The sequence below is a fragment of the Klebsiella sp. ME-303 genome (assembly GCF_007910085.1).
Taxonomy (GTDB): Bacteria; Pseudomonadota; Gammaproteobacteria; order Enterobacterales; family Enterobacteriaceae; genus Klebsiella; species Klebsiella michiganensis.
The window spans coordinates 83,436-107,461 of sequence record NZ_VOJB01000073.1 but is presented as its reverse complement, the minus strand read 5'-3'; the positions used below and the strand labels follow the sequence as shown (position 1 = coordinate 107,461).

At 58.7% G+C, this 24,026-nt stretch carries 23 protein-coding genes; 13 read left to right on the top strand and 10 right to left on the bottom strand.

The window, feature by feature from the left end; translation table 11 throughout:
* Window positions 1–4 precede the first annotated feature (4 nt).
* Together efeO and efeU are read right to left on the bottom strand one after the other, a co-directional pair.
* On the bottom strand, window positions 5–1,132 hold the full coding sequence (gene efeO, locus FQK12_RS12520; protein ID WP_014838066.1) for an iron uptake system protein EfeO: 1,128 nt from the start codon (window positions 1,130–1,132) through the stop codon (window positions 5–7).
* Between the two features lie 52 nt (window positions 1,133–1,184).
* The gene (gene efeU / locus FQK12_RS12515) at window positions 1,185–2,015 is read right to left on the bottom strand and encodes an iron uptake transporter permease EfeU (protein WP_009653546.1); all 831 of its coding nucleotides are present in this window, start codon (window positions 2,013–2,015) and stop codon (window positions 1,185–1,187) included.
* A gap of 272 nt (window positions 2,016–2,287) precedes the next feature.
* Here efeU and FQK12_RS12510 point away from each other — a divergent pair, with 272 nt between their 5' ends.
* Complete coding sequence (locus FQK12_RS12510) at window positions 2,288–3,472, top strand: NupC/NupG family nucleoside CNT transporter (RefSeq protein WP_014228804.1); 1,185 nt, start codon at window positions 2,288–2,290, stop codon at window positions 3,470–3,472.
* Between the two features lie 101 nt (window positions 3,473–3,573).
* Here FQK12_RS12510 and FQK12_RS12505 read toward each other — a convergent pair whose 3' ends face one another.
* Entirely contained in the window at window positions 3,574–4,008 is a 435-nt protein-coding gene (locus FQK12_RS12505) for a DUF3574 domain-containing protein (RefSeq protein WP_014228803.1), read from the bottom strand.
* Window positions 4,009–4,120: 112 nt separating this feature from the next.
* Window positions 4,121–5,629, bottom strand: a complete 1,509-nt coding sequence (gene putP / locus FQK12_RS12500; protein ID WP_014228802.1) for a sodium/proline symporter PutP — start codon at window positions 5,627–5,629, stop codon at window positions 4,121–4,123.
* 427 nt (window positions 5,630–6,056) lie between these two features.
* Here putP and putA point away from each other — a divergent pair, with 427 nt between their 5' ends.
* Window positions 6,057–10,019 (top strand): trifunctional transcriptional regulator/proline dehydrogenase/L-glutamate gamma-semialdehyde dehydrogenase, encoded by a 3,963-nt coding sequence (gene putA / locus FQK12_RS12495; protein ID WP_014228801.1) that lies wholly within the window; start codon window positions 6,057–6,059, stop codon window positions 10,017–10,019.
* A gap of 192 nt (window positions 10,020–10,211) precedes the next feature.
* A complete protein-coding gene (locus FQK12_RS12490) occupies window positions 10,212–10,607 on the top strand; it encodes a lysozyme inhibitor LprI family protein (RefSeq protein WP_014228800.1) in 396 nt (131 codons plus the stop codon).
* Here FQK12_RS12490 and rutR read toward each other — a convergent pair.
* A complete protein-coding gene (rutR, locus tag FQK12_RS12485; protein WP_004849813.1) occupies window positions 10,604–11,242 on the bottom strand; it encodes an HTH-type transcriptional regulator RutR in 639 nt (212 codons plus the stop codon). The genes FQK12_RS12490 and rutR overlap by 4 nt on opposite strands.
* A gap of 284 nt (window positions 11,243–11,526) precedes the next feature.
* Between rutR and rutA the strand changes: the two genes are divergently transcribed.
* Genes rutA through rutG form a run of 7 tightly spaced genes read left to right on the top strand, consistent with a single transcriptional unit; the run spans window position 11,527 to window position 16,948 of the window.
* Window positions 11,527–12,618 carry a pyrimidine utilization protein A gene (gene rutA, locus FQK12_RS12480; RefSeq protein ID WP_014228799.1) on the top strand — a complete coding sequence of 364 codons (1,092 nt, stop codon included), beginning with the start codon at window positions 11,527–11,529 and terminating at the stop codon, window positions 12,616–12,618.
* Entirely contained in the window at window positions 12,618–13,328 is a 711-nt protein-coding gene (gene rutB / locus FQK12_RS12475) for a pyrimidine utilization protein B (protein ID WP_004849808.1), read from the top strand. The genes rutA and rutB overlap by 1 nt, the downstream gene beginning before the upstream one ends.
* Window positions 13,321–13,713: a pyrimidine utilization protein C gene (gene rutC / locus FQK12_RS12470; RefSeq protein WP_014228798.1), complete on the top strand. Its 393-nt coding sequence runs from the start codon at window positions 13,321–13,323 to the stop codon at window positions 13,711–13,713. Before rutB ends, rutC begins: the two co-directional genes overlap by 8 nt.
* Window positions 13,710–14,513 carry a pyrimidine utilization protein D gene (rutD, locus tag FQK12_RS12465; protein WP_014228797.1) on the top strand — a complete coding sequence of 268 codons (804 nt, stop codon included), beginning with the start codon at window positions 13,710–13,712 and terminating at the stop codon, window positions 14,511–14,513. Before rutC ends, rutD begins: the two co-directional genes overlap by 4 nt.
* Window positions 14,510–15,100 carry a malonic semialdehyde reductase gene (locus FQK12_RS12460; protein WP_014228796.1) on the top strand — a complete coding sequence of 197 codons (591 nt, stop codon included), beginning with the start codon at window positions 14,510–14,512 and terminating at the stop codon, window positions 15,098–15,100. Before rutD ends, FQK12_RS12460 begins: the two co-directional genes overlap by 4 nt.
* 9 nt (window positions 15,101–15,109) lie before the next feature.
* Window positions 15,110–15,604, top strand: coding sequence for an NADH-dependent FMN reductase RutF (rutF, locus tag FQK12_RS12455; protein ID WP_014228795.1), 495 nt, complete (start codon window positions 15,110–15,112; stop codon window positions 15,602–15,604).
* A gap of 21 nt (window positions 15,605–15,625) precedes the next feature.
* Window positions 15,626–16,948, top strand: a complete 1,323-nt coding sequence (gene rutG / locus FQK12_RS12450) for a pyrimidine utilization transport protein G (protein ID WP_009653397.1) — start codon at window positions 15,626–15,628, stop codon at window positions 16,946–16,948.
* 235 nt (window positions 16,949–17,183) lie between these two features.
* On the opposite strand, the gene FQK12_RS12440 is transcribed toward rutG, so the two are convergent.
* Window positions 17,184–17,357 (bottom strand): general stress protein, encoded by a 174-nt coding sequence (locus tag FQK12_RS12440; RefSeq protein ID WP_004131287.1) that lies wholly within the window; start codon window positions 17,355–17,357, stop codon window positions 17,184–17,186.
* 374 nt (window positions 17,358–17,731) lie between these two features.
* Between FQK12_RS12440 and wrbA the strand changes: the two genes are divergently transcribed.
* Complete coding sequence (gene wrbA, locus FQK12_RS12435; RefSeq protein ID WP_004100968.1) at window positions 17,732–18,328, top strand: NAD(P)H:quinone oxidoreductase; 597 nt, start codon at window positions 17,732–17,734, stop codon at window positions 18,326–18,328.
* Between the two features lie 20 nt (window positions 18,329–18,348).
* Window positions 18,349–18,576 carry a YccJ family protein gene (locus FQK12_RS12430; protein WP_014228794.1) on the top strand — a complete coding sequence of 76 codons (228 nt, stop codon included), beginning with the start codon at window positions 18,349–18,351 and terminating at the stop codon, window positions 18,574–18,576.
* 139 nt (window positions 18,577–18,715) lie between these two features.
* On the opposite strand, the gene agp is transcribed toward FQK12_RS12430, so the two are convergent.
* A complete protein-coding gene (gene agp, locus FQK12_RS12425) occupies window positions 18,716–19,963 on the bottom strand; it encodes a bifunctional glucose-1-phosphatase/inositol phosphatase (RefSeq protein ID WP_014228793.1) in 1,248 nt (415 codons plus the stop codon).
* 139 nt (window positions 19,964–20,102) lie between these two features.
* Window positions 20,103–20,327 (bottom strand): hypothetical protein, encoded by a 225-nt coding sequence (locus FQK12_RS12420; RefSeq protein WP_014228792.1) that lies wholly within the window; start codon window positions 20,325–20,327, stop codon window positions 20,103–20,105.
* Between the two features lie 271 nt (window positions 20,328–20,598).
* Here FQK12_RS12420 and FQK12_RS12415 point away from each other — a divergent pair, with 271 nt between their 5' ends.
* Window positions 20,599–20,721 carry a small membrane protein gene (locus tag FQK12_RS12415; protein WP_004849777.1) on the top strand — a complete coding sequence of 41 codons (123 nt, stop codon included), beginning with the start codon at window positions 20,599–20,601 and terminating at the stop codon, window positions 20,719–20,721.
* 122 nt (window positions 20,722–20,843) lie between these two features.
* Here FQK12_RS12415 and FQK12_RS12410 read toward each other — a convergent pair whose 3' ends face one another.
* Window positions 20,844–22,235, bottom strand: a complete 1,392-nt coding sequence (locus FQK12_RS12410) for an APC family permease (protein WP_014228791.1) — start codon at window positions 22,233–22,235, stop codon at window positions 20,844–20,846.
* A 352-nt stretch (window positions 22,236–22,587) separates the two neighbouring features.
* Complete coding sequence (gene puuA / locus FQK12_RS12400; protein ID WP_004849770.1) at window positions 22,588–24,006, bottom strand: glutamate-putrescine ligase; 1,419 nt, start codon at window positions 24,004–24,006, stop codon at window positions 22,588–22,590.
* Between the last annotated feature and the right edge of the window lie 20 nt (window positions 24,007–24,026).

Sequence of the window (24,026 nt, the reverse complement as noted above, 5' to 3'; positions counted from 1 at the left end):
CGCCTTAGTCCAGACCCAGGATCCCGCGCAGCTGGGCCAAATCTTCCGCCAGCGTGGTGATCGGGCCTTTCAGCGCGTTACGATCGGCATCCGTCAGCTTGTCATAGGTCTCAAAGCCATCTTTGGTGCGGTATTTGCTGAGAATGGCGTCCACCTTTTTGAAGTTGGCATCCACCTTCGCCAGCAGCGCGCTGTTCTCTTTTTGCAGCTGCGGACGCAGCAGGTCGACGATTTTCTGCGCGCCGTCAATGTTGGCCTGGAAATCCCACAGGTCGGTATGGCTGTAGCGATCTTCTTCGCCGCTGATTTTGCTGGCGGCCACTTCTTCAATCAGACCGGCCGCGCCGCCGACCACTTTTGACGGCGGGAACGCCAGTTCGCTAATGCGTTTTTGCAGCTCGAGAACGTCAGCGTTCAATTGATCGGCATAGTTATCCATTCCCTTGACGCTGTTATCGCCAAACAGCGCTTTTTCCAGCCGGTGGAAGCCGGTGAATTTCGGATCTTCGGCTTTTTTCTCGTAGTCATCCTCGCGGGCGTCAATGCTGCCATCGAGATCGGAGAACAGTTCGGCGATCGGTTCAATACGTTCATAGTGCTGGCGCGTCGGCGCGTACAGCGCTTTCGCCTTCTCGATATCGCCCGCTTTCACCGCATCGGTAAAGGCTTTCGTGCCGCTAACCAGCTCCGCGGTCTCGGCGGTGACCCAGGCTTTATAGGCGGTAATAGCTTCACCCAGGCTGAGCAGCGCATCGGCTTTGGCGGCATCTTTGGTCGCCTCGCCGGTCACCGTCAGTTTGCCTTTCGGGTTAGTCAGCAGGCCGCAGGTCATATCATATTCACCCGGCTGCAGGTTGGCCGTCAGCTTTTGCGTAAAGCCGGGGGCGATATTCTCCCGCTCTTCCACCACCATCACCCCTTTCAGAATCTCCCACTCCAGCGCTTTCTGGCTGTGGTTCTGAATGATGAACTGGGTTTTACCCGCCTTCACGGTGACGTTCATCGGCTCGCACTGTTTGTCGGTGACGGTCACTTTGACCTGCGGAATATCGGCCGCCTGGGCGTAAAAAGCCGAGCTGAACAGCGCAGCAAGCGTAAGCTGCAGCGCATTACGACGAAAATGATTCATCATGACCATCCCTTTCGATAAGTATGTTGTCACTATTGCAATCCGCGATGCCCGACTACGCTGCCCGGGATGCGGTGGTTTTTTTACCCGGCGGCGAGACGTACAGCACCAGCGCCGGGATCAAATAGATAAAGTAGACCGCCACTTCGCTGACGGTCGGCGTTTCCTGATAGCCGAAGATCCCTTCCAGCAGCGTGCCGAATAGGGTGTGCGTCGAAATGACGTTGCTCAGGTCGAAGGCGACCGCCTGGAAATGGTTCCACAGTCCGGCCTCATGGAAGGCGCGGATAGCCCCCGCGGCGAGGCCTGCGGCCACCAGTAAAATAAACAGGCTGGTCCATTTGAAAAAGACGGCGAGATTCATGCGGATGCCGCCCCAGTAGATCAGGAACCCTAAAACGATGGCCGTCGCCAGGCCGAGCATCGCGCCGATGGGCGGCCAGATTCCGACATCCTGCTGGAAAGCGGCGAGCAGGAAGAAGACCGATTCCAGGCCTTCACGCGCGACGGCGAAAAAAACCATCATCACCAGCGCCCAGCCGTGGTTATTTCCACGCTGGAGGGCATTATCAACCGCCTGCTCAAGCTGCTGTTTGACGTTGCGCGACACCTTACGCATCCAGAACACCATCCAGGTCAGAATGCACACCGCCACCACCGCCACGATGCCTTCGAACAGCTCCTGCTCGCGCTGCGGAAACTCGCCGGTGGTTTCGTTGATAAAAATTCCGAGGCCCAGGCACAGCGCCGCCGCAAGCAGCACCCCAATCCACATGACGCCAATCCAGCTACCGCGCTGGGTGCGTTTCAGATAGCTGGCAATCAGGCTGACAATCAGCGCAGCTTCCAGGCCTTCACGTAACATGATGAGAAATGGGACAAACATGCCAACACCCTTAAATGTGAACCGCAGTCAACTGATGCAAAGATAGGTAAATATTTATGATAGTGATTATCATTACAATAATCAGAAACACAAGTGAAATGTGGAGTGAATGATGACGATTTGTAAATCAGTCGCGAACAAATAATGACTTGCGCGATTATCTCGCAACCCAGGCCCCTCGGGCAGGAGGACGGGATTTTTTGCGCCAGATATTTACCCGGCTGCCCGGCTGTGGCTAAATGGCGGCCTTATTGACCTGCGAAATAAACGACATGACTCAATTCTTGCACTTCCTGCTGGCGCTGGTGGTTATCCTCGCCCTTGCCTGGCTTGCCAGCTACGACCGTAAAAAAATCCGCATTCGCTATATTATCCAGTTAATTATTATTGAAGTTGCCCTGGCTTTCTTTTTTCTCCACGCCGAAAGCGGCCTGTGGCTAGTGAAAAATATCGCATCCTTTTTTGAATCACTGCTCGGCTTTGCCGCCGAAGGCACCAACTTTGTATTTGGCGGCATGAGTGAAAAAGGGCTGGCGTTTATTTTCCTTGGCGTGCTGTGCCCCATTGTCTTTATCTCCGCGCTCATCGGTATTCTTCAGCACTGGCGTATTCTGCCAATTTTTATTCGCCTGATTGGCACCCTGCTGTCAAAGGTTAACGGTATGGGTAAGCTGGAGTCCTTCAACGCGGTCAGTTCGCTGATTCTCGGTCAATCAGAGAACTTTATTGCCTATAAAGGCGTGCTCGGCGATCTCTCTTCCCGCCGCCTGTTCACCATGTCGGCCACCGCGATGTCGACGGTGTCGCTCTCCATCGTCGGCGCTTATATGAGTATGCTCGACGCGAAATACGTCGTCGCCGCGCTGATCCTGAATATGTTCAGCACCTTTATTGTGCTGTCGATCATTAACCCGACGCGTCCGGGCAGCGAGGAGGAGATCAAGCTTGAAAAACTGCATGAATCCCAGAGCTTCTTTGAAATGCTCGGTGAATATATTCTGGCCGGTTTTAAAGTCGCGATGATTATTCTGGCGATGCTGATTGGTTTTATCGCCTTAATTAGCGCCATAAATGCCCTGTTCGCCACGATATTTGGCCTGAGCTTCCAGCAGATCCTCGGCTACGTCTTTTATCCCCTGGCGTGGCTGATTGGCATTCCGCTTAGCGATGCGCTGAACGCCGGGAGTATTATGGCGACGAAACTGGTGGCCAATGAATTTGTCGCTATGATTGAGCTGCAAAAAATAGCCGCCAGCATGACGCCGCGCGGGCTGGGAATTTTATCCGTGTTCCTGGTTTCCTTCGCCAACTTTGCCTCTATCGGCATTATCGCCGGGGCGATTAAAGGCCTGAACGAGCAGCAGGGGAATATCGTTTCCCGCTTCGGCCTGCGCCTGGTGTATGGCGCAACGCTGGTCAGCCTGCTCTCCGCCAGCTTTGCGGGGCTGGTACTGTAACCGAAGCGCGTTTGGCCTGTTACCCCGGGGTAACAGGCCCGCGTAGCTATGTAGCCCGGGTAAGGCGTTAGCCGCAACCCGGGAATATCACCTGATTCAAATTAAAAATGTACGCAGACCGGCTGGTCAACGCGCATCACCGACTCCTGCGCAAAGCGTGATTTATAGGTCGTGCGCAGCGCCTCAATCCCCTCTTCGCTCTTCGCATCTTTGCCATGAATCAGCATCAGCGCTTTGCTCTGCTCGCGCGCCACGGTACCGTCATTGCCCAGCCACTGCCCGCGCGCGTCAAAGACCGTCAGGCCATCGCGAAAGCGCGGCGTCACGTCGCGGTCAACGAACTGCTGCCACTCCTGCGCGGTAATATCCTTCCCGGCCGGACGGCTTAAGCCGAAATAAAGCGTGGTTTGCACCATGGCGTTATCCGCCGGGCAGGCGTTAGCGTCCGCCGCCGGAGCCGTCTTCGCGGCGGGCGCTACGCAGCCGCTTAATATCCCTGCCAGTACCAGCGCCACTGCACCCTGTTTGAAACTCATTTTGCTACCCTCATTGTTATTTGTGCTGAGATATCAGCGTATTTTCAAGCCATTAGCAAGAGGCATAAATAACAAAGCCCGCATTACGCGGGCTTGATGGGGTTGCAGAGGATTACTCGGCGGTCGCGCGCACCGGCGGCGCGGAGTGATAATGGGCGTCCGCTTCGGCGAAGCGTCGCTGCATCTCGGCGGAGGGCGCTTTACCCAGCAGGCTGAAGACCACAATCCCCAGGCTACCAAAGATAAAGCCTGGGATGATTTCATACAGGCCCAGCCAGCCGAACTGCTTCCAGATAATGACCGTTAAGGCGCCGATGATCATCCCGGCCAGCGCACCGTTACGGGTCATTCGTGACCACATCACCGAGAACAGCACCACCGGGCCAAACGCCGCGCCAAAGCCAGCCCATGCGTAGCTCACCAGACCCAGCACGCGGTTTTCCGGGTTGGCCGCCAGGGCGATCGCAATTAACGCGACGAGCAGCACCATAAAGCGTCCTACCCATACCAGCTCTTTCTGCCCGGCATTTTTACGCAAAAACGCTTTATACAGATCTTCAGTAATGGCGCTTGAGCACACCAGCAGCTGGCAGCTCAGGGTGGACATCACCGCCGCCAGAATCGCCGACAGCAGGATCCCGGCAATCCACGGGTTGAACAGAATCTGCGCCAGTTCGATAAAGACGCGTTCGGCGTTCTGATTAACCGCACCGGCAACGGCCGGGTTGTTATTGAAGTAGGCAATACCGAAGAAGCCGACGGAACAGGCACCCGCCAGGCAGAGGATCATCCAGGTCATGCTGATGCGACGGGCGTGAACGATGCTGTGATGCGAATCCGCCGCCATAAAGCGCGCCAGAATATGCGGCTGACCAAAATAGCCCAGGCCCCAGCCCATCAGCGAAATAATCGCCACGAAGTTCAGGCCCTTGAGCATATCAACGTTCTCAATGCTCTTTTGCTTAATCACTTCCAGGGAATCGCCAAACCCGCCGACGGAAATCACCACCATCACCGGCGTCAGGATCAGGGCGAATATCATCAGGCTGGCCTGAACGGTATCGGTCCAGCTTACCGCGAGGAAGCCGCCGACAAAGGTATAAATAATGGTTGCCGCCGCCCCGGCCCACAGCGCGGTTTCGTAGCTCATGCCAAAGGTGCTTTCAAACAGACGCGCGCCGGCCACAATACCGGAAGCGCAATAGATGGTGAAAAATAACAAAATGACCAGCGCCGAGATAATTCGCAGCACGCGGCTTTTGTCTTCAAAACGGCCGGTGAAATAATCCGGCAGCGTCAGGGCGTTATTATTCGCCTCGGTATGGACCCGCAAACGCCCCGCCACCAGCTTCCAGTTAATCCATGCGCCTAACGTCAGGCCAATGGCAATCCAGCTTTCGGAAATACCGGAAATAAATATCGCCCCCGGCAGCCCCATCAGCAGCCAGCCGCTCATATCGGAGGCTCCGGCGGAGAGCGCGGTGACAAATGGGCCAAGGCTGCGGCCGCCGAGAATATAATCATCAAAGTTCTTTGTCGAGCGCCAGGCAATAAAGCCGATGAGTACCATGCCAAAAATATAAACAATAAAAGTCACCAACATGGGTGTGCTAATAGCCATGTAAAAATCTCCAGAATTTTTGTCGACAGCATCCAAATTTGTCGTTTTATCCACTACCGGAACGGGGCAATGGCCTATTGGTTGTATTGGGCGACCGTATCCTGACGGAAGCTTTGTTTTTTCACAAACGATTTAACACAGCATTTACACGAAATGCTTCCGGGACCAAACTTCATTTTGTTATAGGTTGCACTCTCTCACGTTTTTAGCGGTTGCACCACGCAAAAGTGTTAAGTGACGCATAGAAATACCTTATTAGACAGGGGATAAATACCTGCTATTTTCATCATCATTTTTAACATTCACGGCGTTTTTCTACCTGCCACACAATTCTCAATTAACAAGGTTGCACAAAGTTGCAACATGGTAGATATTTCTACGCAACCTCATCTTGGCACGAAGACGTTCTATTACAGGAGTTCCTGACATGGGCACCACCACCATGGGTGTAAAACTTGACGACGCGACGCGTGAACGCATTAAATCCGCGGCGAGCCGTATTGACCGCACGCCGCACTGGCTGATTAAACAGGCCATTTTCAACTATCTGGAAAAGCTGGAAAACGACGAGACGCTGCCGGAGCTGCCGGCGCTGCTGTCCGGCGCGGCGAACGAAAGCGATGAGGCCGGTCATCCGGCTGACGAACCTTATCAGCCCTTCCTCGATTTCGCCGAGCAGATCCTGCCGCAGTCCGTTTCCCGCGCGTCGATCACCGCCGCCTGGCGCTGGGCCGAAACCGACGCCGTGCCGATGCTGCTGGAGCAGGCTCGCCTGCCGCAGACTCTCGGCGAACAGGCGCACAAGCTCGCCTATCAGCTGGCGGAGAAGCTGCGCAATCAGAAAACCGCCAGCGGCCGCGCCGGAATGGTGCAGAGCCTGCTGCAGGAGTTCTCGCTCTCCTCGCAGGAAGGCGTGGCCCTGATGTGCCTGGCGGAAGCGCTGCTGCGCATTCCCGACAAAGCCACCCGCGATGCCCTGATCCGCGACAAAATCAGCAACGGCAACTGGCAGTCGCATATCGGCCGCAGCCCGTCGCTGTTCGTCAACGCCGCCACCTGGGGGCTGCTGTTTACCGGCAAGCTGGTCTCCACCCACAACGAAACCAGCCTGTCGCGCTCGCTGAACCGTATTATCGGCAAAAGCGGCGAACCGCTGATTCGTAAAGGCGTCGATATGGCGATGCGCCTGATGGGCGAGCAGTTCGTCACCGGCGAAACCATCGTCGAAGCGCTGGCCAACGCCCGCAAGCTGGAAGACAAAGGCTTCCGCTACTCCTACGATATGCTGGGCGAAGCGGCGCTGACCGCCGACGATGCCCAGGCCTATATGGTCTCCTACCAGCAGGCGATCCACGCCATCGGCAAAGCCTCCAACGGACGGGGCATTTATGAAGGGCCGGGCATTTCGATTAAGCTCTCCGCGCTGCACCCGCGCTACAGCCGCGCCCAGTACGACCGCGCGATGGAAGAGCTTTACCCGCGCCTGAAATCGCTGACCCTGCTGGCGCGCCAGTACGATATCGGTATCAACATTGACGCCGAAGAGGCCGATCGCCTGGAGATCTCTCTCGATCTGCTGGAAAAACTCTGCTTTGAACCGGAGCTGGCGGGCTGGAACGGGATTGGCTTTGTGATCCAGGCCTATCAGAAACGCTGCCCGTTCATGATTGACTACCTAATCGACCTCGCGACCCGCAGCCGTCGCCGCCTGATGATTCGTCTGGTCAAAGGCGCCTACTGGGACAGCGAAATCAAACGCGCGCAGATGGACGGTCTCGAAGGCTATCCGGTCTATACCCGCAAGGTCTACACCGACGTCTCCTATCTGGCCTGTGCGAAAAAGCTGCTGGCGGTGCCGAGCCTGATCTATCCGCAGTTCGCGACCCATAACGCCCACACCCTGGCGGCAATTTATCAGCTGGCCGGACAGAACTACTACCCGGGACAGTACGAATTCCAGTGCCTGCACGGCATGGGCGAGCCGCTGTACGAGCAGGTGACCGGTAAAGTCGCCGATGGCAAACTCAACCGCCCGTGCCGTATCTACGCGCCGGTCGGCACCCACGAAACGCTGCTGGCCTACCTTGTGCGTCGTCTGCTGGAAAACGGCGCCAACACCTCGTTCGTGAACCGTATCGCTGACAGCACCCTGCCGCTGGATGAGCTGGTTGCCGACCCGGTCGCCGCGGTGGAAAAACTGGCCCAGCAGGAGGGCCAGGTGGGTCTTCCGCACCCGAAAATCCCGCTGCCGCGCGACCTTTACGGCAAAGACCGCAGCAATTCAGCCGGTCTGGATCTCGCCAACGAGCATCGTCTGGCCTCCCTCTCCTCCTCGTTATTAAACAGCGCGCTGCATAAATGGCAGGCGCTGCCGATGCTGGAGCACCCGGTGGCCGAAGGCGAAATGCAGGCGGTCGTGAACCCGGCGGAGCCAAAAGATATCGTCGGCTACGTGCGCGAAGCCAGCGAGGACGAAGTTCAGCAGGCGCTGACCAGCGCGGTTAACAACGCGCCAATCTGGTTCGCCACCCCGCCGCAGGAGCGCGCGGCGATCCTCGAACGCGCCGCGGTGCTGATGGAAGGCCAGATGCCGACCCTGATGGGCATCCTGGTGCGCGAAGCGGGGAAAACCTTCAGCAACGCGATTGCCGAAGTGCGCGAAGCGGTGGACTTCCTCCACTACTACGCCGGTCAGGTGCGCAACGATTTTGACAATGAAACCCATCGCCCGCTGGGCCCGGTCGTCTGTATCAGCCCGTGGAACTTCCCGCTGGCGATCTTTAGCGGACAAATTGCCGCCGCGCTGGCGGCAGGCAATACCGTGCTGGCAAAACCGGCCGAGCAGACGCCGCTCATCGCCGCTCAGGGCGTGGCGATCCTGCTGGAAGCGGGCGTACCGCCGGGCGTTATTCAGCTGCTGCCGGGCCGCGGAGAAACCGTCGGCGCCGCGCTGACTTCCGACGAGCGCGTACGCGGCGTGATGTTTACCGGCTCAACCGAAGTCGCCACCCTGCTGCAGCGCAATATCGCCAGCCGGCTGGATGCTCAGGGTCGTCCGACGCCGCTGATCGCCGAAACCGGCGGCATGAACGCGATGATCGTCGACTCTTCAGCATTAACCGAGCAGGTGGTTGTCGACGTGCTCGCCTCGGCGTTCGACAGCGCGGGGCAGCGCTGCTCCGCCCTGCGCGTACTCTGCCTGCAGGATGATATCGCCGATCATACGCTGACCATGCTGCGCGGCGCGATGGCCGAGTGCCGGATGGGCAATCCGGGCCGTCTGACCACCGATATCGGGCCGGTGATTGACGCCGAAGCCAAAGAGAATATCGAGCGCCACATCCAGACGCTGCGCGCAAAAGGGCGCAAAGTCTTCCAGGCGGTGCGCGAAAACAGCGAAGATTCCCGCGAGTGGACCTGCGGTACTTTCGTTCCGCCGACGCTGATTGAGCTCGACAGCTTCGATGAACTGAAAAAAGAGGTCTTCGGCCCGGTGCTGCACGTAGTGCGCTATAACCGCAACGAACTGGACGGGCTGGTCAAACAGATTAACGCCTCCGGCTACGGTCTGACCCTCGGCGTGCATACCCGTATTGACGAAACCATCGCTCAGGTCACCGGCAGCGCCAATGTCGGCAACCTGTACGTCAACCGTAATATGGTCGGCGCCGTGGTCGGCGTGCAGCCGTTCGGCGGCGAGGGCCTGTCGGGTACGGGTCCAAAAGCCGGCGGCCCGCTGTATCTGTATCGGCTGCTCTCCAGCCGCCCGCAGAACGCCGTCGGGATTACCCTCGCCCGCCAGGACGCGGAGTATCCGCTGGACGCGCAGCTGAAGACGCTGCTGGAAAAACCGCTGGTCGCTTTACAGCAGTGGGCGGCGGATCGCCCGGAGCTGCAGGCTTTGTGCCAGCAGTTCAGCGAGCAGGCGCAGGCCGGAACCCAGCGTCTGCTGCCGGGGCCAACCGGCGAGCGCAACACCCTGACCTTTATGCCGCGCGACCGCGTGCTGTGCGTGGCCGATAATGAGCAGGATGCGCTCACCCAGCTGGCGGGCGTGACCGCCGTTGGCTGCGAAGTGCTGTGGCCGGACGCCCCTCTGCAGCGCGAGCTGGCGAAAAAGCTGCCGCGTGAGGTCAGCGCGCGGATCCACTTCGCCAAAGCGGAAACCCTGACGACCGAGCCTTTCGATGCGGTTATCTACCACGGCGATTCCGATCAGCTGCGGGAACTGTGCGAACAGGTGGCGGCGCGCGATGGCGCGATCGTGTCGGTGCAGGGCTTCGCCCGCGGCGAGAGCAATCTGCTGCTGGAGCGCCTCTATATTGAACGTTCGCTCAGCGTCAATACCGCCGCGGCCGGCGGCAACGCCAGCCTGATGACGATTGGCTAAGCCTGCTTCCCGGGTTGCGGCTGATGCCTTACCCGGGCTACCCAACCACAGCCCGCACTATCAGTAGCCCGGGCAAGGCGCTTTGCGCCGCCCCCGGGAAAGCAGACGGCACAACGTCAGCTAATGACACCAGACGCAGGCTGTGGTTAATTAAGGCTCCCGGACGGGAGCTTTTTTTATGGGAGTTGACCAATGAAACGCACTTTACTCGCTTTTGCCGCGCTGCTGGCAAGCACCCATGCGCTGGCGGACGAATGCAGCAACGCCAGCAATCAAACGGAAATGAACCAGTGCACCGCCGAGCGGTACCAGGCTGACGACAAAAAACTAAATGAAACGTACCAGGAAGCGCTGAAGCGCGCCTCCGGCAAGCAGCAGGAGTTGCTGAAAAAAGCGCAGCTGTCGTGGATTGCCCTGCGCGACGCCGACTGTCAATTCCTCGCCTCCGGCGCTGAAGGCGGCAGCGTACAGCCGATGCTGATCAACCAGTGCATGTCCGATAAAACCGTCGAGCGCGAATCGTTCCTCGCCTCGCTGCTGCAGTGCGAGGATGGCGATCAGAGCTGCCCGCTGCCGCCCGCCAATTAACGTACGCGAATCCCTTCGATAATCATCCGCTGGACGTTATCGACGGTTTGCTGAAAAAACGCCTCATCGCGCAGCGTCGCGCCGGTTACCGCCTCAACCTGAGTGGCGAAATCGGCGTAGTGCTGTGTGGTCGCCCAGATCATAAAGATCAGATGCTGCGGGTCAACCGGCGCCAGCCTGCCGCTCTCGACCCAGCCGGAAATAATCGCCGACTTTTCATCCACCAGCGCTTTCAGATCGCCGGTCAGCTCGCCCATCAGCAGCGGCGCGCCCTGCAGCATCTCCAGGCAGAACAACCTTGACGCCTGCGGGTGATCGCGGGAAACCTCCAGCTTAAGGCGGATATATTCGCCGATGGCCACCAGCGGGCTGATATCTTCGCGAAAGGCCTTTAGCGGCGCCAGCCAGATAGCCAGAATCTGCTGCAGCACGGCAATATACAGCGCCTCTTTCGACGGGTAGTAGTAGAGCAGGTTCGTTTTCGATACCCCGGCCAGTTCGGCGACCTGCTCAAGCCGGGTACCGTGGATACCAAACTGCGAGAACGCGTCCAGCGCGGCGGCCAGGATAGCCTCTTTTTTCGCGCTCACCGCCTGTGAGCGTTTGCCGATCTTTTTCACGCCGCCCTGTGCCATTCGTTATCTCCTTCTTTTCACGCCATCAGCATAGCAAAAGCCCAGCGCCGACACGACTCTCTGCACCCTGATTGCGCACGACTGCGGTTTTTTCGTGCACCGATTTTGACCATTCAGTCCACTTTTATTGCTGCTATTTTCAGCAACCATCCAGCAACACCTTAATAACATTAGCCTTTGCAAAACTGGCATCGCCTTTGCTTTATCTTTCAGGCGAGGTGATTGAGGGAGATGCAGGATGCAGCGCCGCGCCTTCTTGTTCAACGACATGCAGAGAGGTAGGTATGAAAATTGGTGTCTTCGTTCCGATTGGTAATAACGGCTGGCTGATTTCCACCCATGCTCCCCAGTACATGCCGACGTTTGAGCTCAATAAGGCCATCGTGCAAAAAGCCGAACACTACGGCTTCGATTTCGCGCTGTCGATGATTAAACTGCGCGGCTTCGGCGGCAAGACCGAATTCTGGGATCATAATCTGGAGTCCTTCACCCTGATGGCCGGACTGGCGGCCGTCACTTCGCGCATTCAGATCTACGCCACCGCCGCCACGCTGACGCTACCCCCGGCGATCGTCGCGCGCATGGCCTCGACTATCGACTCTATCTCCGGCGGCCGCTTTGGCGTCAATCTGGTCACCGGCTGGCAAAAGCCGGAATACGAGCAGATGGGCATCTGGCCGGGCGACGACTACTTCGCCAGCCGCTACGACTATCTCACCGAATATGTCCAGGTCCTGCGCGACCTGTGGGGAACCGGGCGCAGCGACTTTAAAGGCGACTACTTCACCATGAACGACTGCCGCGTCAGCCCGCAGCCGTCGCAGCCGATGAAAGTGATCTGCGCCGGGCAAAGCGACGCCGGTATGGCGTTCTCCGCCCGGCACGCTGACTACAACTTCTGCTTCGGCAAAGGGGTCAACACCCCTGCCGCCTTCGCCCCCACCGCCGCGCGGATGATGGAGGCGGCGGAAAAAACCGGCCGCGACGTCGGTTCCTACGTCCTGTTCATGGTGATTGCCGACGAAACCGACGAGGCGGCCCGCGCCAAATGGGAGCATTACAAAGCCGGCGCCGATGACGAAGCGCTGGCGTGGCTCACCGAACAGAGCCAGAAAGACACCCGCTCCGGCAGCGACACCAACGTGCGCCAGATGGCCGATCCCACCTCGGCGGTCAACATCAATATGGGCACCCTTGTCGGCTCTTACGCCAGCGTCGCCCGCATGCTCGACGAAGTGGCGGCGGTCCCCGGCACCGACGGCGTGCTGCTGACGTTTGATGATTTCCTTATCGGTATCGAAGCCTTTGGTCAGCGCATTCAGCCGCTGATGCGCTGCCGCGACCATATCGCCACCATGACTCAAGAGGTTGCCTGATGATTACCCTGCCCGCTCGCCCGGAATCCCTGACCTTTGCGCCGCAGCAGAGCGCGCTGATCGTTGTCGATATGCAGAACGCCTACGCCAGCCAGGGCGGCTATCTCGACCTCGCCGGATTTGACGTTTCCGCCACCCGCCCGGTTATCGACAATATCAACGTCGCCGTGGCCGCCGCGCGCGCCGCCGGGATGCTGATTATCTGGTTCCAGAACGGCTGGGACGACCAGTACGTGGAGGCCGGCGGCCCCGGTTCGCCGAATTTTCATAAATCCAACGCGCTGAAAACCATGCGAAAGAACCCGGAGCTGCAGGGCAAGCTGCTGGCGAAAGGCGGCTGGGACTATCAGCTGGTCGATCAGCTTAAGCCGCAGCCCGGCGATATCGTGCTGCCGAAACCGCGCTACAGCGGCTTCTTTAACACCGCGCTCGACAGCATTCTACGCAGCCGCGGCATCCGCCATCTGATCTTTACCGGTATTGCCACCAACGTCTGCGTGGAATCGACCCTGCGCGACGGCTTCTTCCTCGAGTATTTCGGTATCGTGCTGGAAGACGCTACCCATCAGGCCGGTCCGGCGTTCGCCCAGCAGGCGGCGCTGTTCAATATCGAAACCTTCTTTGGCTGGGTCAGCGATGTCGCCAGCTTCTGTACCGCCCTTGAGCCCGCCGCGCCGCGCGCCTTTTCCGAGGAGAAACGTTATGCCTAAACAGGTGATTATTCCGCCAGGCACCACCACGCCTATCGCCCCGTTTGTCCCGGGCACGCTGGCCGACGGCGTGGTTTACGTCTCCGGCACCCTGCCGTTTGATAAGCAAAACAACGTGGTTTATATCGGCGACCCAAAGGCGCAAACCCGCCACGTGCTGGAAACCATCAAGAGCGTTATCGAGACGGCGGGGGGCAGTATGACGGATGTGACCTTCAACAGCATCTTTATCACCGACTGGAAAAACTACGCCGCGATTAATGAGGTCTACGCGGAGTTCTTCCCCGGCGACAAACCGGCGCGTTTCTGCATTCAGTGCGGGCTGGTGAAGCCCGATGCGCTGGTGGAAATAGCCACCGTCGCGCATATCGGGAAGCCGGCATGATGAAGCTAAATGTCTCCCCGGCACCTTATCCGGGCGCGCCGGTGGTGGTTCTGAGCGCCGGGCTCGGCGGCGCGGGCGGCTACTGGCTACCGCAGCGGGCGGCGCTCGAACCGCACTATCAGCTGGTGAGCTATGACCATAAAGGCACCGGTGAAAACGGCGGCCCGCTGCCCGTCGGCTACAGCATGGCGGCCATGGCGCAGGAGCTTAACGCGGCGCTGCAGGAGGCGGGGATTGTGCGTTTTGCGCTGGTCGGTCACGCCCTGGGCGCGCTGATCGGTCTGCAGCTGGCGCTGGACCATCCCGAAGCGATAAGCGCCCTGGTGCTGGTGAACGGCTGGCTGACGCTCTCCCCGCATACCCGCCGCTGCTTTCTGGTGCGCGAACGCCTGCTGCACGCGGGCGGCGCGCAGGCGTGGGTAGAAGCGCAGCCGCTGTTCCTCTATCCGGCGGAGTGGATGGCCTCTCGCCTGCCGCGGCTGGAGGCCGAAGACGCGCTCGCCATCAGCCATTTCCAGGGCAAAGAGAATTTACTGAAAAGGCTGAACGCCCTCAAGCAGGCCGACTTTTCGCGGCGGGCGGCAGCGATAACCTGCCCGACGCTGATTATCAGCGCCGCTGACGATCTGCTGGTCCCGGCCTCCTGCTCCCGCGTGCTGCAGGCGGCAATCCCCGGCAGCCAGCTGGCGGAAATGGCCTGGGGCGGCCACGCCTGCAACGTCACCGATACCGCCACCTTTAACCCTATTTTATGCGACGGGCTGGCCGCGATGCTGCCCGTCCCCCAGGAGAATCTATGAGCGAAGCCATTAGCCCGGCCGCCTGCGCCGCGCTGTTTACCGAGGCCCGAACCCACAACGGCTGGCTGGACAGGCCGGTCAGCGACGAGCAGCTGCGTGAAATCTACGCCTTGCTGAAAATGGGACCGACCTCCGCTAACTGCTCCCCGGCGCGCTTCGTTTTCATCCGCACACCGGAAGGCAAAGAGAAGCTGCGCCCGGCCCTGTCGAGCGGCAACGTTGCGAAGACCCTGCAGGCGCCGGTCACCGCTATCGTCGCCTGGGACAGCGCGTTCTATGACCGGCTGCCGGAGCTGTTCCCTCACGGCGACGCCCGCAGCTGGTTTACCTCCAGCCCGCAGATGGTGGAAGAGACCGCCTTTCGCAACGGTTCATTGCAGGCGGCGTACCTGATTTTCGCCTGCCGCGCGCTGGGTCTGGACACCGGCCCCATGTCGGGCTTTGACCGCGAAAAAGTCGATGCGGCGTTTTTTGCCGACGGCGCCTGGAAAAGCAACCTGCTGATTAATATCGGCTACGGCGATCCCGGCAAGCTGTACGCTCGCCTGCCGCGTCTGCCTTTTGATGATGCCTGCCAGCTGGCATAAGGAGCCCGTATGTCTACTGCCGATAAACAAAGCTTTCGCGACGCCATGGCCCACGTCGGGGCGGCGGTCAACATCATCACCACCGATGGTCCCGCAGGCCGCGCCGGCTTTACCGCCAGCGCCGTCTGCAGCGTTACCGACGCGCCGCCCACGCTGCTGGTGTGCCTGAATCGTTCCGCCTCGGTATGGCCGATCTTCAGCCAGCACCAGGCGCTGTGCGTTAATACCCTGGCGGCCGGTCAGGAAGGACTCTCGAACCTTTTCGGCGGTAAAACGCCGATGGCGGAGCGCTTCGCCGCCGCCGACTGGCAAACCGGCGCGACCGGCTGTCCGCGTCTGGAAGCGGCGCTGGTCAGCTTCGACTGCCGCATCAGCCAGATCGTCAGCGTCGGAACTCACGACATCCTGTTTTGCGAAGTGGCGGCGATTGTACGCCATCCGGAACCGCGCGGACTGATGTGGTTCGACCGCGGCTACCACACGCTGATGCGTCCAGCCTGTTAACCCTAAACCCAGGATCTCATCATGGCTCTCTTCGATTTTCCTCGCTGGCAGTTAACCTCCCCCTCCGCCGCGTCCGGCGTCGTGGCCCCCGATGAACGTCTGTCGGTCGGGCAAACCGTGGTGATGGGCGTTCAGCACGCGGTGGCGATGTTTGGCGCGACCGTCCTGATGCCAATCCTGATGGGGCTGGATCCCAATCTGTCGATCCTGATGTCCGGCATCGGCACCCTGCTGTTCTTTTTGGTTACCGGCGGGCGCGTGCCGAGCTACCTTGGCTCCAGCGCTGCCTTTGTCGGCGTGGTCATCGCCGTTACCGGCTTCAACGGCCAGGGGCTTAACCCGCATCTTAGCGTCGCGCTGGGCGGCATTATCCTCTGCGGGCTGGTTTATACCCTGATTGGCCTGGTGGTGATGAAAATCGGTACCCGCTGGATTGAGCGGCTGATGCCGCCGGTAGTCACCGGCGCGGTGGTCATGGCGATAGGCCTTAACCTCGCGCCCATCGCGGTACGCAGCGTATCAGCAACGCCGTTCGACGGCTGGATGGCGGTGCTGACGGTGCTGTGCATCGGCCTGGTCGCGGTGTTTACCCGCGGGATGCTGCAGCGGCTGCTGATCCTCGTCGGGCTGATTATCGCCTGCGCGCTGTACGCATTGCTGGCCAACGGCCTCGGGCTGGGCAAGCCGCTGGATTTTAGCCTGCTTGAGCAGGCGGCGTGGTTCGGTTTGCCGCAGATGACCGCCCCGACCTTTAACGGCCAGGCAATGATGCTGATCGCTCCCGTGGCGGTGATTCTGGTGGCGGAAAACCTCGGCCACCTGAAGGCGGTTGCCGGGATGACCGGGCGCAATATGGACCCGTATATGGGCCGCGCGTTCGTCGGCGACGGACTGGCAACGATGCTCTCCGGCTCGGTTGGCGGCAGCGGCGTGACCACCTACGCGGAGAATATCGGCGTGATGGCGGTCACCAAAGTATACTCGACGCTGGTGTTCGTCGCGGCGGCGCTGATTGCGATGCTGCTTGGGTTTTCACCGAAATTTGGCGCGCTGATCCATACCATTCCGGGACCGGTGATCGGCGGCGCATCGATTGTGGTGTTCGGCCTGATTGCCGTCGCGGGCGCGCGAATTTGGGTGCAGAACCGCGTGGATTTGAGCCAGAACGCAAATCTGATTATGGTAGCGGTGACGCTGGTGCTGGGGGCGGGCGACTTCGCGCTTTCGCTCGGCGGCTTTACCCTCGGCGGCATCGGGACGGCCACCTTCGGCGCGATCCTGCTCCACGCTCTGCTTAACCGCCGTCCGCGTGAGGCCGGGCAAACCAACGTCACCCCGGTATGAAAGCGTGCAACGCCAGCAGACCCGTACCGGGAAATCCCCGGTCGCGCTGCGCTTACCGGGGCTACAAAACAGCGTCACCCCGTAGCCCGGCTAAGGCGTTTACGCCGCGAGCCGGGCGTTCCTCCCGCTTAGCGGAACCTGCAAAGCGGAAAAAAAACCGCCGACGTGACGTCGGCGGCGAGGGTGATGGGGTCGGGCCCGGGAGATTAACCCCCATCAGCAACAATCCGGCGCGCTAGCTTTCGCGGCTACCATGACTGTTTTTGCCCCCTTTCTTGCCCGCTTCGGAAGCGCGTTGAGGATCGTTTTTAAAGTTCCCCCCGCTATGCTGGCCACCTTTACGACCTGCTTCTGATGCTCTTTCACGGTCTTCGGCAAAGTTGCCAGCACCGCCACGATGGTTTGCCATTACTGACCTCCATTTAGGTTAGACATCATGCTGCATTAGGTGAAACACGAGGCTCTGGCCTCCGCGATACGGGTTGCGTATCACGTGCTTTTAAGGTTAGCGAAGGAAAGCCGTGCCGGGTGGATATCGTCACATTCTGAAATAGATTTTGTATAAAAACTGCCGCTATTGCGCCGGACGCGCGCTAAGCGACTCTTATGACAGCCTAAAATAGCGCCGCTGAAGATGTATCTTTTTGCAACAGCCCTGAATGTTAGCAATGTTGTTATAAATCAAATAAATGATTGTTGCATTTGCACTCTTCGCCAGAGGTCTTATCTTTAAAGGTAGCCAGTCGACTGGCTGGCTCATAACGCAACCGAGGAGTGATGCAAATGGCTAAGATTCTGGTGCTTTATTATTCCATGTACGGACACATTGAGACCATGGCGCATGCCGTCGCCGAAGGAGCAAACAAGGTAGATGGCGTTGAAGTGGTCGTGAAGCGCGTGCCGGAAACCATGCAGGCAGAGGTTTTTGCCAAAGCAGGCGGGAAAACGCAAAACGCGCCCGTCGCCACGCCGCAGGAGCTGGCTGAGTACGACGCCATCATCTTTGGTACCCCAACCCGTTTCGGCAATATGTCCGGACAGATGCGCACCTTTCTCGATCAGACCGGCGGCCTGTGGGCGTCCGGAGCGCTGTACGGCAAACTGGCCAGCGTATTCAGCTCAACCGGTACCGGCGGCGGTCAGGAGCAAACCATCACCTCAACCTGGACCACGCTTGCCCACCACGGGATGATTATTGTACCGATTGGCTACGGCGCCCAGGAGCTGTTTGATGTCTCGCAGGTTCGCGGCGGCACGCCTTACGGCGCCACCACCATTGCCGGCGGCGACGGCTCACGCCAGCCAAGTGAAGAAGAATTAGCCATTGCCCGCTATCAGGGGCAACACGTTGCGGGTCTGGCAGTGAAATTACACGGTTAATCTTCAGCAGGAGGACAAGCATGCCGAATCAAGAAACAAAGGCCCACCGCGTGGGTGAATGGGCCAGTCTGCGCAATACGTCTCCCGAAATTGCCGAGGCGATTTTTGAATTAGCCAATTACGATGAAAAGCTGGCGGAGAAAATCTGGGAAGAAGGCAGCGATGAAGTCCTGCCCCTCGCCTTCGCCAAAACCGACAAAGACTCCCTGTTCTGGGGCGAACAAACTATCGAACGCAAGAACGTGTAGCCGGGACAGGTACGCAGTACCGCCTCCGGGAGTTCTTGCATGAGCTTCCCGGAGGCGGGGCGTTGCGCCTGTTCGGGCTACAAGACCAGGCTAAACATCGGCAGCAAGACCCGGATTGCTCCGGGTTTTTTATACTCTGCTACTTCGTGGCCTCGGCCATCGCTTTTTTAAAGGTGTCCATCGGACAGAAGCCGTTGTCATCGACCGGACAACCGTTTAGCGCCAGCGTCACCCGCTGCGGCGGCGATTGCAGGGTCAGCGCATCGGCATTGCGCAGCTGTTCGGTACTTTGATACACGTACTCAATCTTCATCAAGTCGCGATGGCCGCTCTTATCATGCCAGCGCTGGAACACCAGCTTGCCGCCGATGGGCGTACGTTCGTACTGGTTGTGCAGCTGATAAGGTTTAAAATCCAGCGCCGTCAGCAGCGAGGCGATATTGGAATCGTGCCCCACCAGCAGCGTGACTTTCGCCGCTTTCGCCGCGTCGCCCACCAGCGCGTTATCGATATATTTCACCAGCGGTTTAGCCACGTTGCGCGCCACTTCCGGCGAGGTGAAGAGACTGTCCTGATAGCCGTTTTTCAGCTTCGACAGCACCTGCCACTGCTTATCGCTGGCGATTTCGCCCCACGCCACCTGGTCTTTCGGGAAACCTTCGTAATATTGCAGCGTAAAGGCGTCAACCAGCGAGTTGCCGACTTTAAGCGGCCCGGAAACGCCCGGCTCCTGCTGATATTTGGCGCTAAAGGTGTCTTTCGCGTCGCTCAGCGAGCACTGCTGCTTCTCTTTGCAGGACGGGGAGTTACGGTAGTCGGTCATCTCCTCCAGCAGCTTATAGCTTTCGCTCAGCTGCATCCCCTGCCGCTCTTTCTCCATCGCCTGCACCGCCTTTTCGCTAAACGCGGCGGAATCGTCGACGATCACCGGATTAAACGTCGGGTCCATGGTGCCCATTTTTTCCTGATGGTGCACGGTCACGCCGCAGCCGGGAAACGCGCCGGTGATAAAGAACTGCGCGGTGGCGACGGTGCGCTGCAGGCTATTGGCATAGGCGTAGACCGCGTTCTCCGGCGGGCATTCGCCGCTGGTCACCAGCCCCTGCTGCGCCAGCCATTCGCGCATATAGTGCCCCATATACACTTCCAGCACCCCGCCCTTGGTGGTCAGCTGGCCGCCGGGGACATCCCACTCAGGCCAGGACTTCGGCGTTGATTGCTCCAGCACGCTGCCGTTGTTCGCCAGCGGCGCGCGCAGGTTATGGCGGCTCATGATCAGCACCTGCTGAAGCTGGTACCCTTCCGGTGCCGCCTGTTCCTGCGCCTGGACGCCGGCGGAGAGTAAAATAACGCCGGTCACGGCGGCAGCGAGTAGACTTTTTCTCATCCCTTAATCCTCAGTCAGTGATTATCATCGCCTTAATTGTGACAAATTTATGACATTTTTCCGGGCAATGGCTCGCAAAGTGCGGAAAGAAATACGCTTTCCGCCAGAACGAAGGGAGGCTGAAATCAGAGGGAGGGCGTTACTCCGGTAGCGGTACCGCCGCCAGCGTGCAGATAGCCGCATGCTTGCCGCCGCGATGGTCGACGATCTGCACTTTATCGCCGGCTTTTTTTCCTTCGCAGGGTTTTAACACCTGCTCGACAATACGTTCACGAATTGACGGATGCCCGGCGTCAGCCAGGCTATGCAATGAAGTCAGAATCAACAACGGCCCAATAAGACCGATGATATGCTTGTTAAACATTTATTACTCTCAACCCTATTTAAGCGGGCCAAGGGTAGCAGCCTGTGGGACTCTCGTCTGTAAATTCGCTTAAACGAGTGTAACCCGTTCATTTTTTCACCACGCCTTTGCTTTACTCTTCACATTTATTCATGTAAATAATAATTTCAGTGTATTGCTGGCAGTCTATTTTCGTCTGATTCATCGGGTCATCTTTAAGAAATATCCCGATGCTATTATCTCGATATCACGGTATTTTTTCTTCATGTTAAACATAACATTAGGTTAATCTATGTCAGGTATCCTGCTCTTTATCGTCGCGGTGGTTTTGCTGGGAGTAGCCATCTTCAGCCTGGTCTCCTATGTGAAGGATCGGCGCTCTGCACAGCTGCCAACTCATAAGAAAAAGAAATAATACGTCCTCACTATTCTTACCTTCTGCCCCTGCTATCTCCTCCCGAGCGCCTGATTTCAAACGAGAATGACAAAAAAGAAGGCAGGCTCAATCGCCTGCCTTTGTGTCGGCGTAAAAAATCGTTACGATTCCCAGGCCTGTTCCGCTTTGGCGCCGTCAAACTGCGGCGGCGGCTTGCGGAAGCGGCGGGTCAGATACGTCAGATACAGCAGCCCGAGGCCCGCCCATATCAGACCCAGCGTCAGCGAGGTCGCCTCCAGGTTAATCCACAGTACGCCCACCGTTAGCGCGCCCACCATCGGCAAAAGCAGATAGTGAAAGCGATCTTTCCAGGTTTTGTTAAAACCTTTACGCCGCCAGAAGTGGTTAAATACCGACAGGTTAACGAAGGTAAACGCCACCAGCGCGCCAAAGTTAATCAGCGCCGTGGCGGTGACCAGGTCAAAGAACAGCGCCGACAGCGCGACAATCCCCACCATGATCACGTTCAGCGCCGGGGTACGCCATTTCGGATGGACGTAGCCGAAAATGCGCTCCGGGAAAACGTTATCGCGGCCCATGACGTACAGCAGCCGTGACACGCTGGCGTGCGAAGCCAGGCCTGAGGCCAGGGTATTCACAAACGTCGTGCACAGGAAAATCGACTGGAACAGCTTGCCGCCAACGTAGAGGGCGATCTCCGGTAGCGCCGCGTCCGGGTCTTTAAAACGGCTAATATCGGGGAAAAAGAGCTGCATAAAAAACGAGGCGGCGATAAAAATCACCCCACCGTAGACCGCAGTAAGGAAGATGGCCTTCGGGATCACCCGCGCGGCGTCCGGCGTCTCTTCGGAAAGAGTGGTCACCGCATCGAAACCGAGGAACGAAAAGCAGACTATCGTCGCCCCGGTAATGATCGGGATCAGGTGCGCATTCTGGCTAATAAACGGCTGGAGCGACCAGACGGTGCCCACCCCTTCCCCTTTATGCAACCCCTGCACCACCAGCACGATAAAGACCACCATAATCGAGATCTGCACCAGCACGAACAGGGTGTTGAAGTTCGCCACCAGGTTGACGCTTTTCAGGTTCGCCGCGGTGAGAATAGCCACAAACGTCACCACCCACACCCAGGGCGGCACGTCCGGAAACAGCGCGGAAAGATAAATCTTCGCCAGCAGCACGTTGATCATCGGCAGGAATAGATAATCCAGCAGCGATGACCAGCCCACCATAAAACCGACGTGCGGGCTGATCGACTTCTGCGCATAGGTATAGGCCGAACCCGCCTGCGGAAACTGGCGCACCAGCTTGCCGTAGCTGATGGCGGTAAACAGCACCCCGGCCAGCGCCAGCAGATAGGACGCCGGGACGTGGCCGTTGCTGATGCCGGAGACGATGCCGAAAGTATCGAAAACCGTCATCGGCGTCAGATAGGCGAGGCCCATCATCACCACCTGCCACAGCTTGAGAGACTTGCGCAGGCGCGGTTTTTCCGCCCCGGAGGCGTTATCGAGAGAGGGATTAATAGACATAGCCATTTCCCCCGCTGCACACCTGGGTTTGCGGTCGTAGAGACCGGGAAACCAACCTGCTTCGCAACGGGGTTAATGGCAAATCAAAAGGTAAAAAGAACCGACGAGCGGCGGTGGCGACGCATTCCATGCGGCCATGACGGCCCCCTTCTCCCTGCGGATATTTAAACATCTGCATCATTTCCTACCTCGTTACACACTGTGTCGTTAACTGAAGCCCCGTTGCCGCCTGCGCTCCTTAACGCGACATCCGGGAATGGCTGGGCTCCCAGCAAAAACGTCCGACCAGGCTCCGCTCAGGCCGCATGATGCTACTCGTGATAATGCTAAAGCGCCCCTCGCGGGGCGAAAATCAGGCGTTTTTCAACATCCACTCGATTTCAGTTTCTGTGATCAGACGCTCAAACTGCAGTAATTCGTCATTTTTACAGGCGTGATAAACGTGGCAGAAGCGTTCGCCAAGCCGCTCGCGCAGATGATCGTTTTGCATAAACTCCCACAGCGCATCGCTCTGGCGAATCGGGAACGGCAGCCCCTCCTGCTCGAGGCCGTTGCCCTCCACCTCTTCCTGTAACGGCAGCGGATTATCCAGACCGTGGAGGATGCCGGCAAAAATCGCCGCCATCACCAGATACGGGTTGGCGTCCGCCCCGGCCACGCGATACTCGACGCGGTGATTGTGCCGATCGCCGCACGGAATGCGCAGCGCCACCGTCCGGTTGTTGTGCCCCCACGACGCCTGGGTCGGCACGTACATTCCCGGCTGGAAACGACGATACGAGTTCACGTTCGGCGCCAGCAGCGCCATCGACGCCGGCATCAGGTCAATCATCCCGGCGAGCGCGCGTTTTAACATCGCGGAATCTTCGCCGTCCGCGTCCGCCAGCACGTTCTCGCCTTTGTTGTTCTGCATGCTGATATGGATATGCATCCCGCTACCGGCGTGCTCTTCATAGGGTTTCGCCATAAAAGTGGCGTGCATCTTATGCTTCTCCGCCATCAAACGCACGAGACGTTTTAACGCCAGCGCATCATCGCAGGCGTCGAGCACGTTATCGGTATGGTGGAGGTTGATTTCAAACTGGCCGGGAGAGGCTTCCGCCACCGCGCCGTCGGCGGGGATCAGCTGGAGCTGGGCGATCTCATCGATTTCGTTAAGCACGTCGGCAAAGTGGTTGAGGTTGTCGACGGAGTAAACCTGGCTTTGGGTATTGCGATCGCCGGTTCCCGGCGCGCACGGCGGCTGCAGGTAACCTTCCGCGTCGCGCTTGCGGTCAAGTAAATAGAACTCCAGCTCTACCGCTACCACGGGGAACAGCCCGCGCTGGCGCAGCTGCTGCCAGAGCCGGTTCAGCACGTTCCGCGGCTCAACGTCAAAGGGAGCGCCATCTTCATCAACCATGGTCAGCAGAACCTGACCAATGTATTCCGGGTCCGCCGCCGACGGGGTTAAGGTTCCCAGCACCGGCACGCAGGTGCGGTCCGGTTCGCCCATCTCCTGGCCGAGCCCCGCCTCTTCCACCACGTTGCCGAGAATATCCATCGCAAACACCGAAGCCGGGAAATAGCACCCCTTCTCCAGCTTGCTCAGGCTGGACACCGGGATCCGCTTACCGCGGAAGCAGCCGTTCAGGTCGGTTAGCAGCACATCAACGTATTGCGTATTGGGGTAACGCTCGAGGTAGCGCTTCACTTCCCAGGTGAATGCGCTGACCCGTCTCTCTTCCGACTGCTGAACAAAATTCTCAACTTCTACGATATTGGTTTCCATGATTCACCGCCGTTGTTTTA

What these genes read in the sequence shown, in the direction of transcription:
- efeO (WP_014838066.1), bottom strand. Translation starts at nt 1,132, where the DNA reads ATGATGAATCATTTTCGTCGTAATGCGCTGCAGCTTACGCTTGCTGCG.
- efeU (WP_009653546.1), bottom strand. Translation starts at nt 2,015, where the DNA reads ATGTTTGTCCCATTTCTCATCATGTTACGTGAAGGCCTGGAAGCTGCG.
- FQK12_RS12510 (WP_014228804.1), top strand. Translation starts at nt 2,288, where the DNA reads ATGACTCAATTCTTGCACTTCCTGCTGGCGCTGGTGGTTATCCTCGCC.
- FQK12_RS12505 (WP_014228803.1), bottom strand. Translation starts at nt 4,008, where the DNA reads ATGAGTTTCAAACAGGGTGCAGTGGCGCTGGTACTGGCAGGGATATTA.
- putP (WP_014228802.1), bottom strand. Translation starts at nt 5,629, where the DNA reads ATGGCTATTAGCACACCCATGTTGGTGACTTTTATTGTTTATATTTTT.
- putA (WP_014228801.1), top strand. Translation starts at nt 6,057, where the DNA reads ATGGGCACCACCACCATGGGTGTAAAACTTGACGACGCGACGCGTGAA.
- FQK12_RS12490 (WP_014228800.1), top strand. Translation starts at nt 10,212, where the DNA reads ATGAAACGCACTTTACTCGCTTTTGCCGCGCTGCTGGCAAGCACCCAT.
- rutR (WP_004849813.1), bottom strand. Translation starts at nt 11,242, where the DNA reads ATGGCACAGGGCGGCGTGAAAAAGATCGGCAAACGCTCACAGGCGGTG.
- rutA (WP_014228799.1), top strand. Translation starts at nt 11,527, where the DNA reads ATGAAAATTGGTGTCTTCGTTCCGATTGGTAATAACGGCTGGCTGATT.
- rutB (WP_004849808.1), top strand. Translation starts at nt 12,618, where the DNA reads ATGATTACCCTGCCCGCTCGCCCGGAATCCCTGACCTTTGCGCCGCAG.
- rutC (WP_014228798.1), top strand. Translation starts at nt 13,321, where the DNA reads ATGCCTAAACAGGTGATTATTCCGCCAGGCACCACCACGCCTATCGCC.
- rutD (WP_014228797.1), top strand. Translation starts at nt 13,710, where the DNA reads ATGATGAAGCTAAATGTCTCCCCGGCACCTTATCCGGGCGCGCCGGTG.
- FQK12_RS12460 (WP_014228796.1), top strand. Translation starts at nt 14,510, where the DNA reads ATGAGCGAAGCCATTAGCCCGGCCGCCTGCGCCGCGCTGTTTACCGAG.
- rutF (WP_014228795.1), top strand. Translation starts at nt 15,110, where the DNA reads ATGTCTACTGCCGATAAACAAAGCTTTCGCGACGCCATGGCCCACGTC.
- rutG (WP_009653397.1), top strand. Translation starts at nt 15,626, where the DNA reads ATGGCTCTCTTCGATTTTCCTCGCTGGCAGTTAACCTCCCCCTCCGCC.
- FQK12_RS12440 (WP_004131287.1), bottom strand. Translation starts at nt 17,357, where the DNA reads ATGGCAAACCATCGTGGCGGTGCTGGCAACTTTGCCGAAGACCGTGAA.
- wrbA (WP_004100968.1), top strand. Translation starts at nt 17,732, where the DNA reads ATGGCTAAGATTCTGGTGCTTTATTATTCCATGTACGGACACATTGAG.
- FQK12_RS12430 (WP_014228794.1), top strand. Translation starts at nt 18,349, where the DNA reads ATGCCGAATCAAGAAACAAAGGCCCACCGCGTGGGTGAATGGGCCAGT.
- agp (WP_014228793.1), bottom strand. Translation starts at nt 19,963, where the DNA reads ATGAGAAAAAGTCTACTCGCTGCCGCCGTGACCGGCGTTATTTTACTC.
- FQK12_RS12420 (WP_014228792.1), bottom strand. Translation starts at nt 20,327, where the DNA reads ATGTTTAACAAGCATATCATCGGTCTTATTGGGCCGTTGTTGATTCTG.
- FQK12_RS12415 (WP_004849777.1), top strand. Translation starts at nt 20,599, where the DNA reads ATGTCAGGTATCCTGCTCTTTATCGTCGCGGTGGTTTTGCTGGGAGTA.
- FQK12_RS12410 (WP_014228791.1), bottom strand. Translation starts at nt 22,235, where the DNA reads ATGTCTATTAATCCCTCTCTCGATAACGCCTCCGGGGCGGAAAAACCG.
- puuA (WP_004849770.1), bottom strand. Translation starts at nt 24,006, where the DNA reads ATGGAAACCAATATCGTAGAAGTTGAGAATTTTGTTCAGCAGTCGGAA.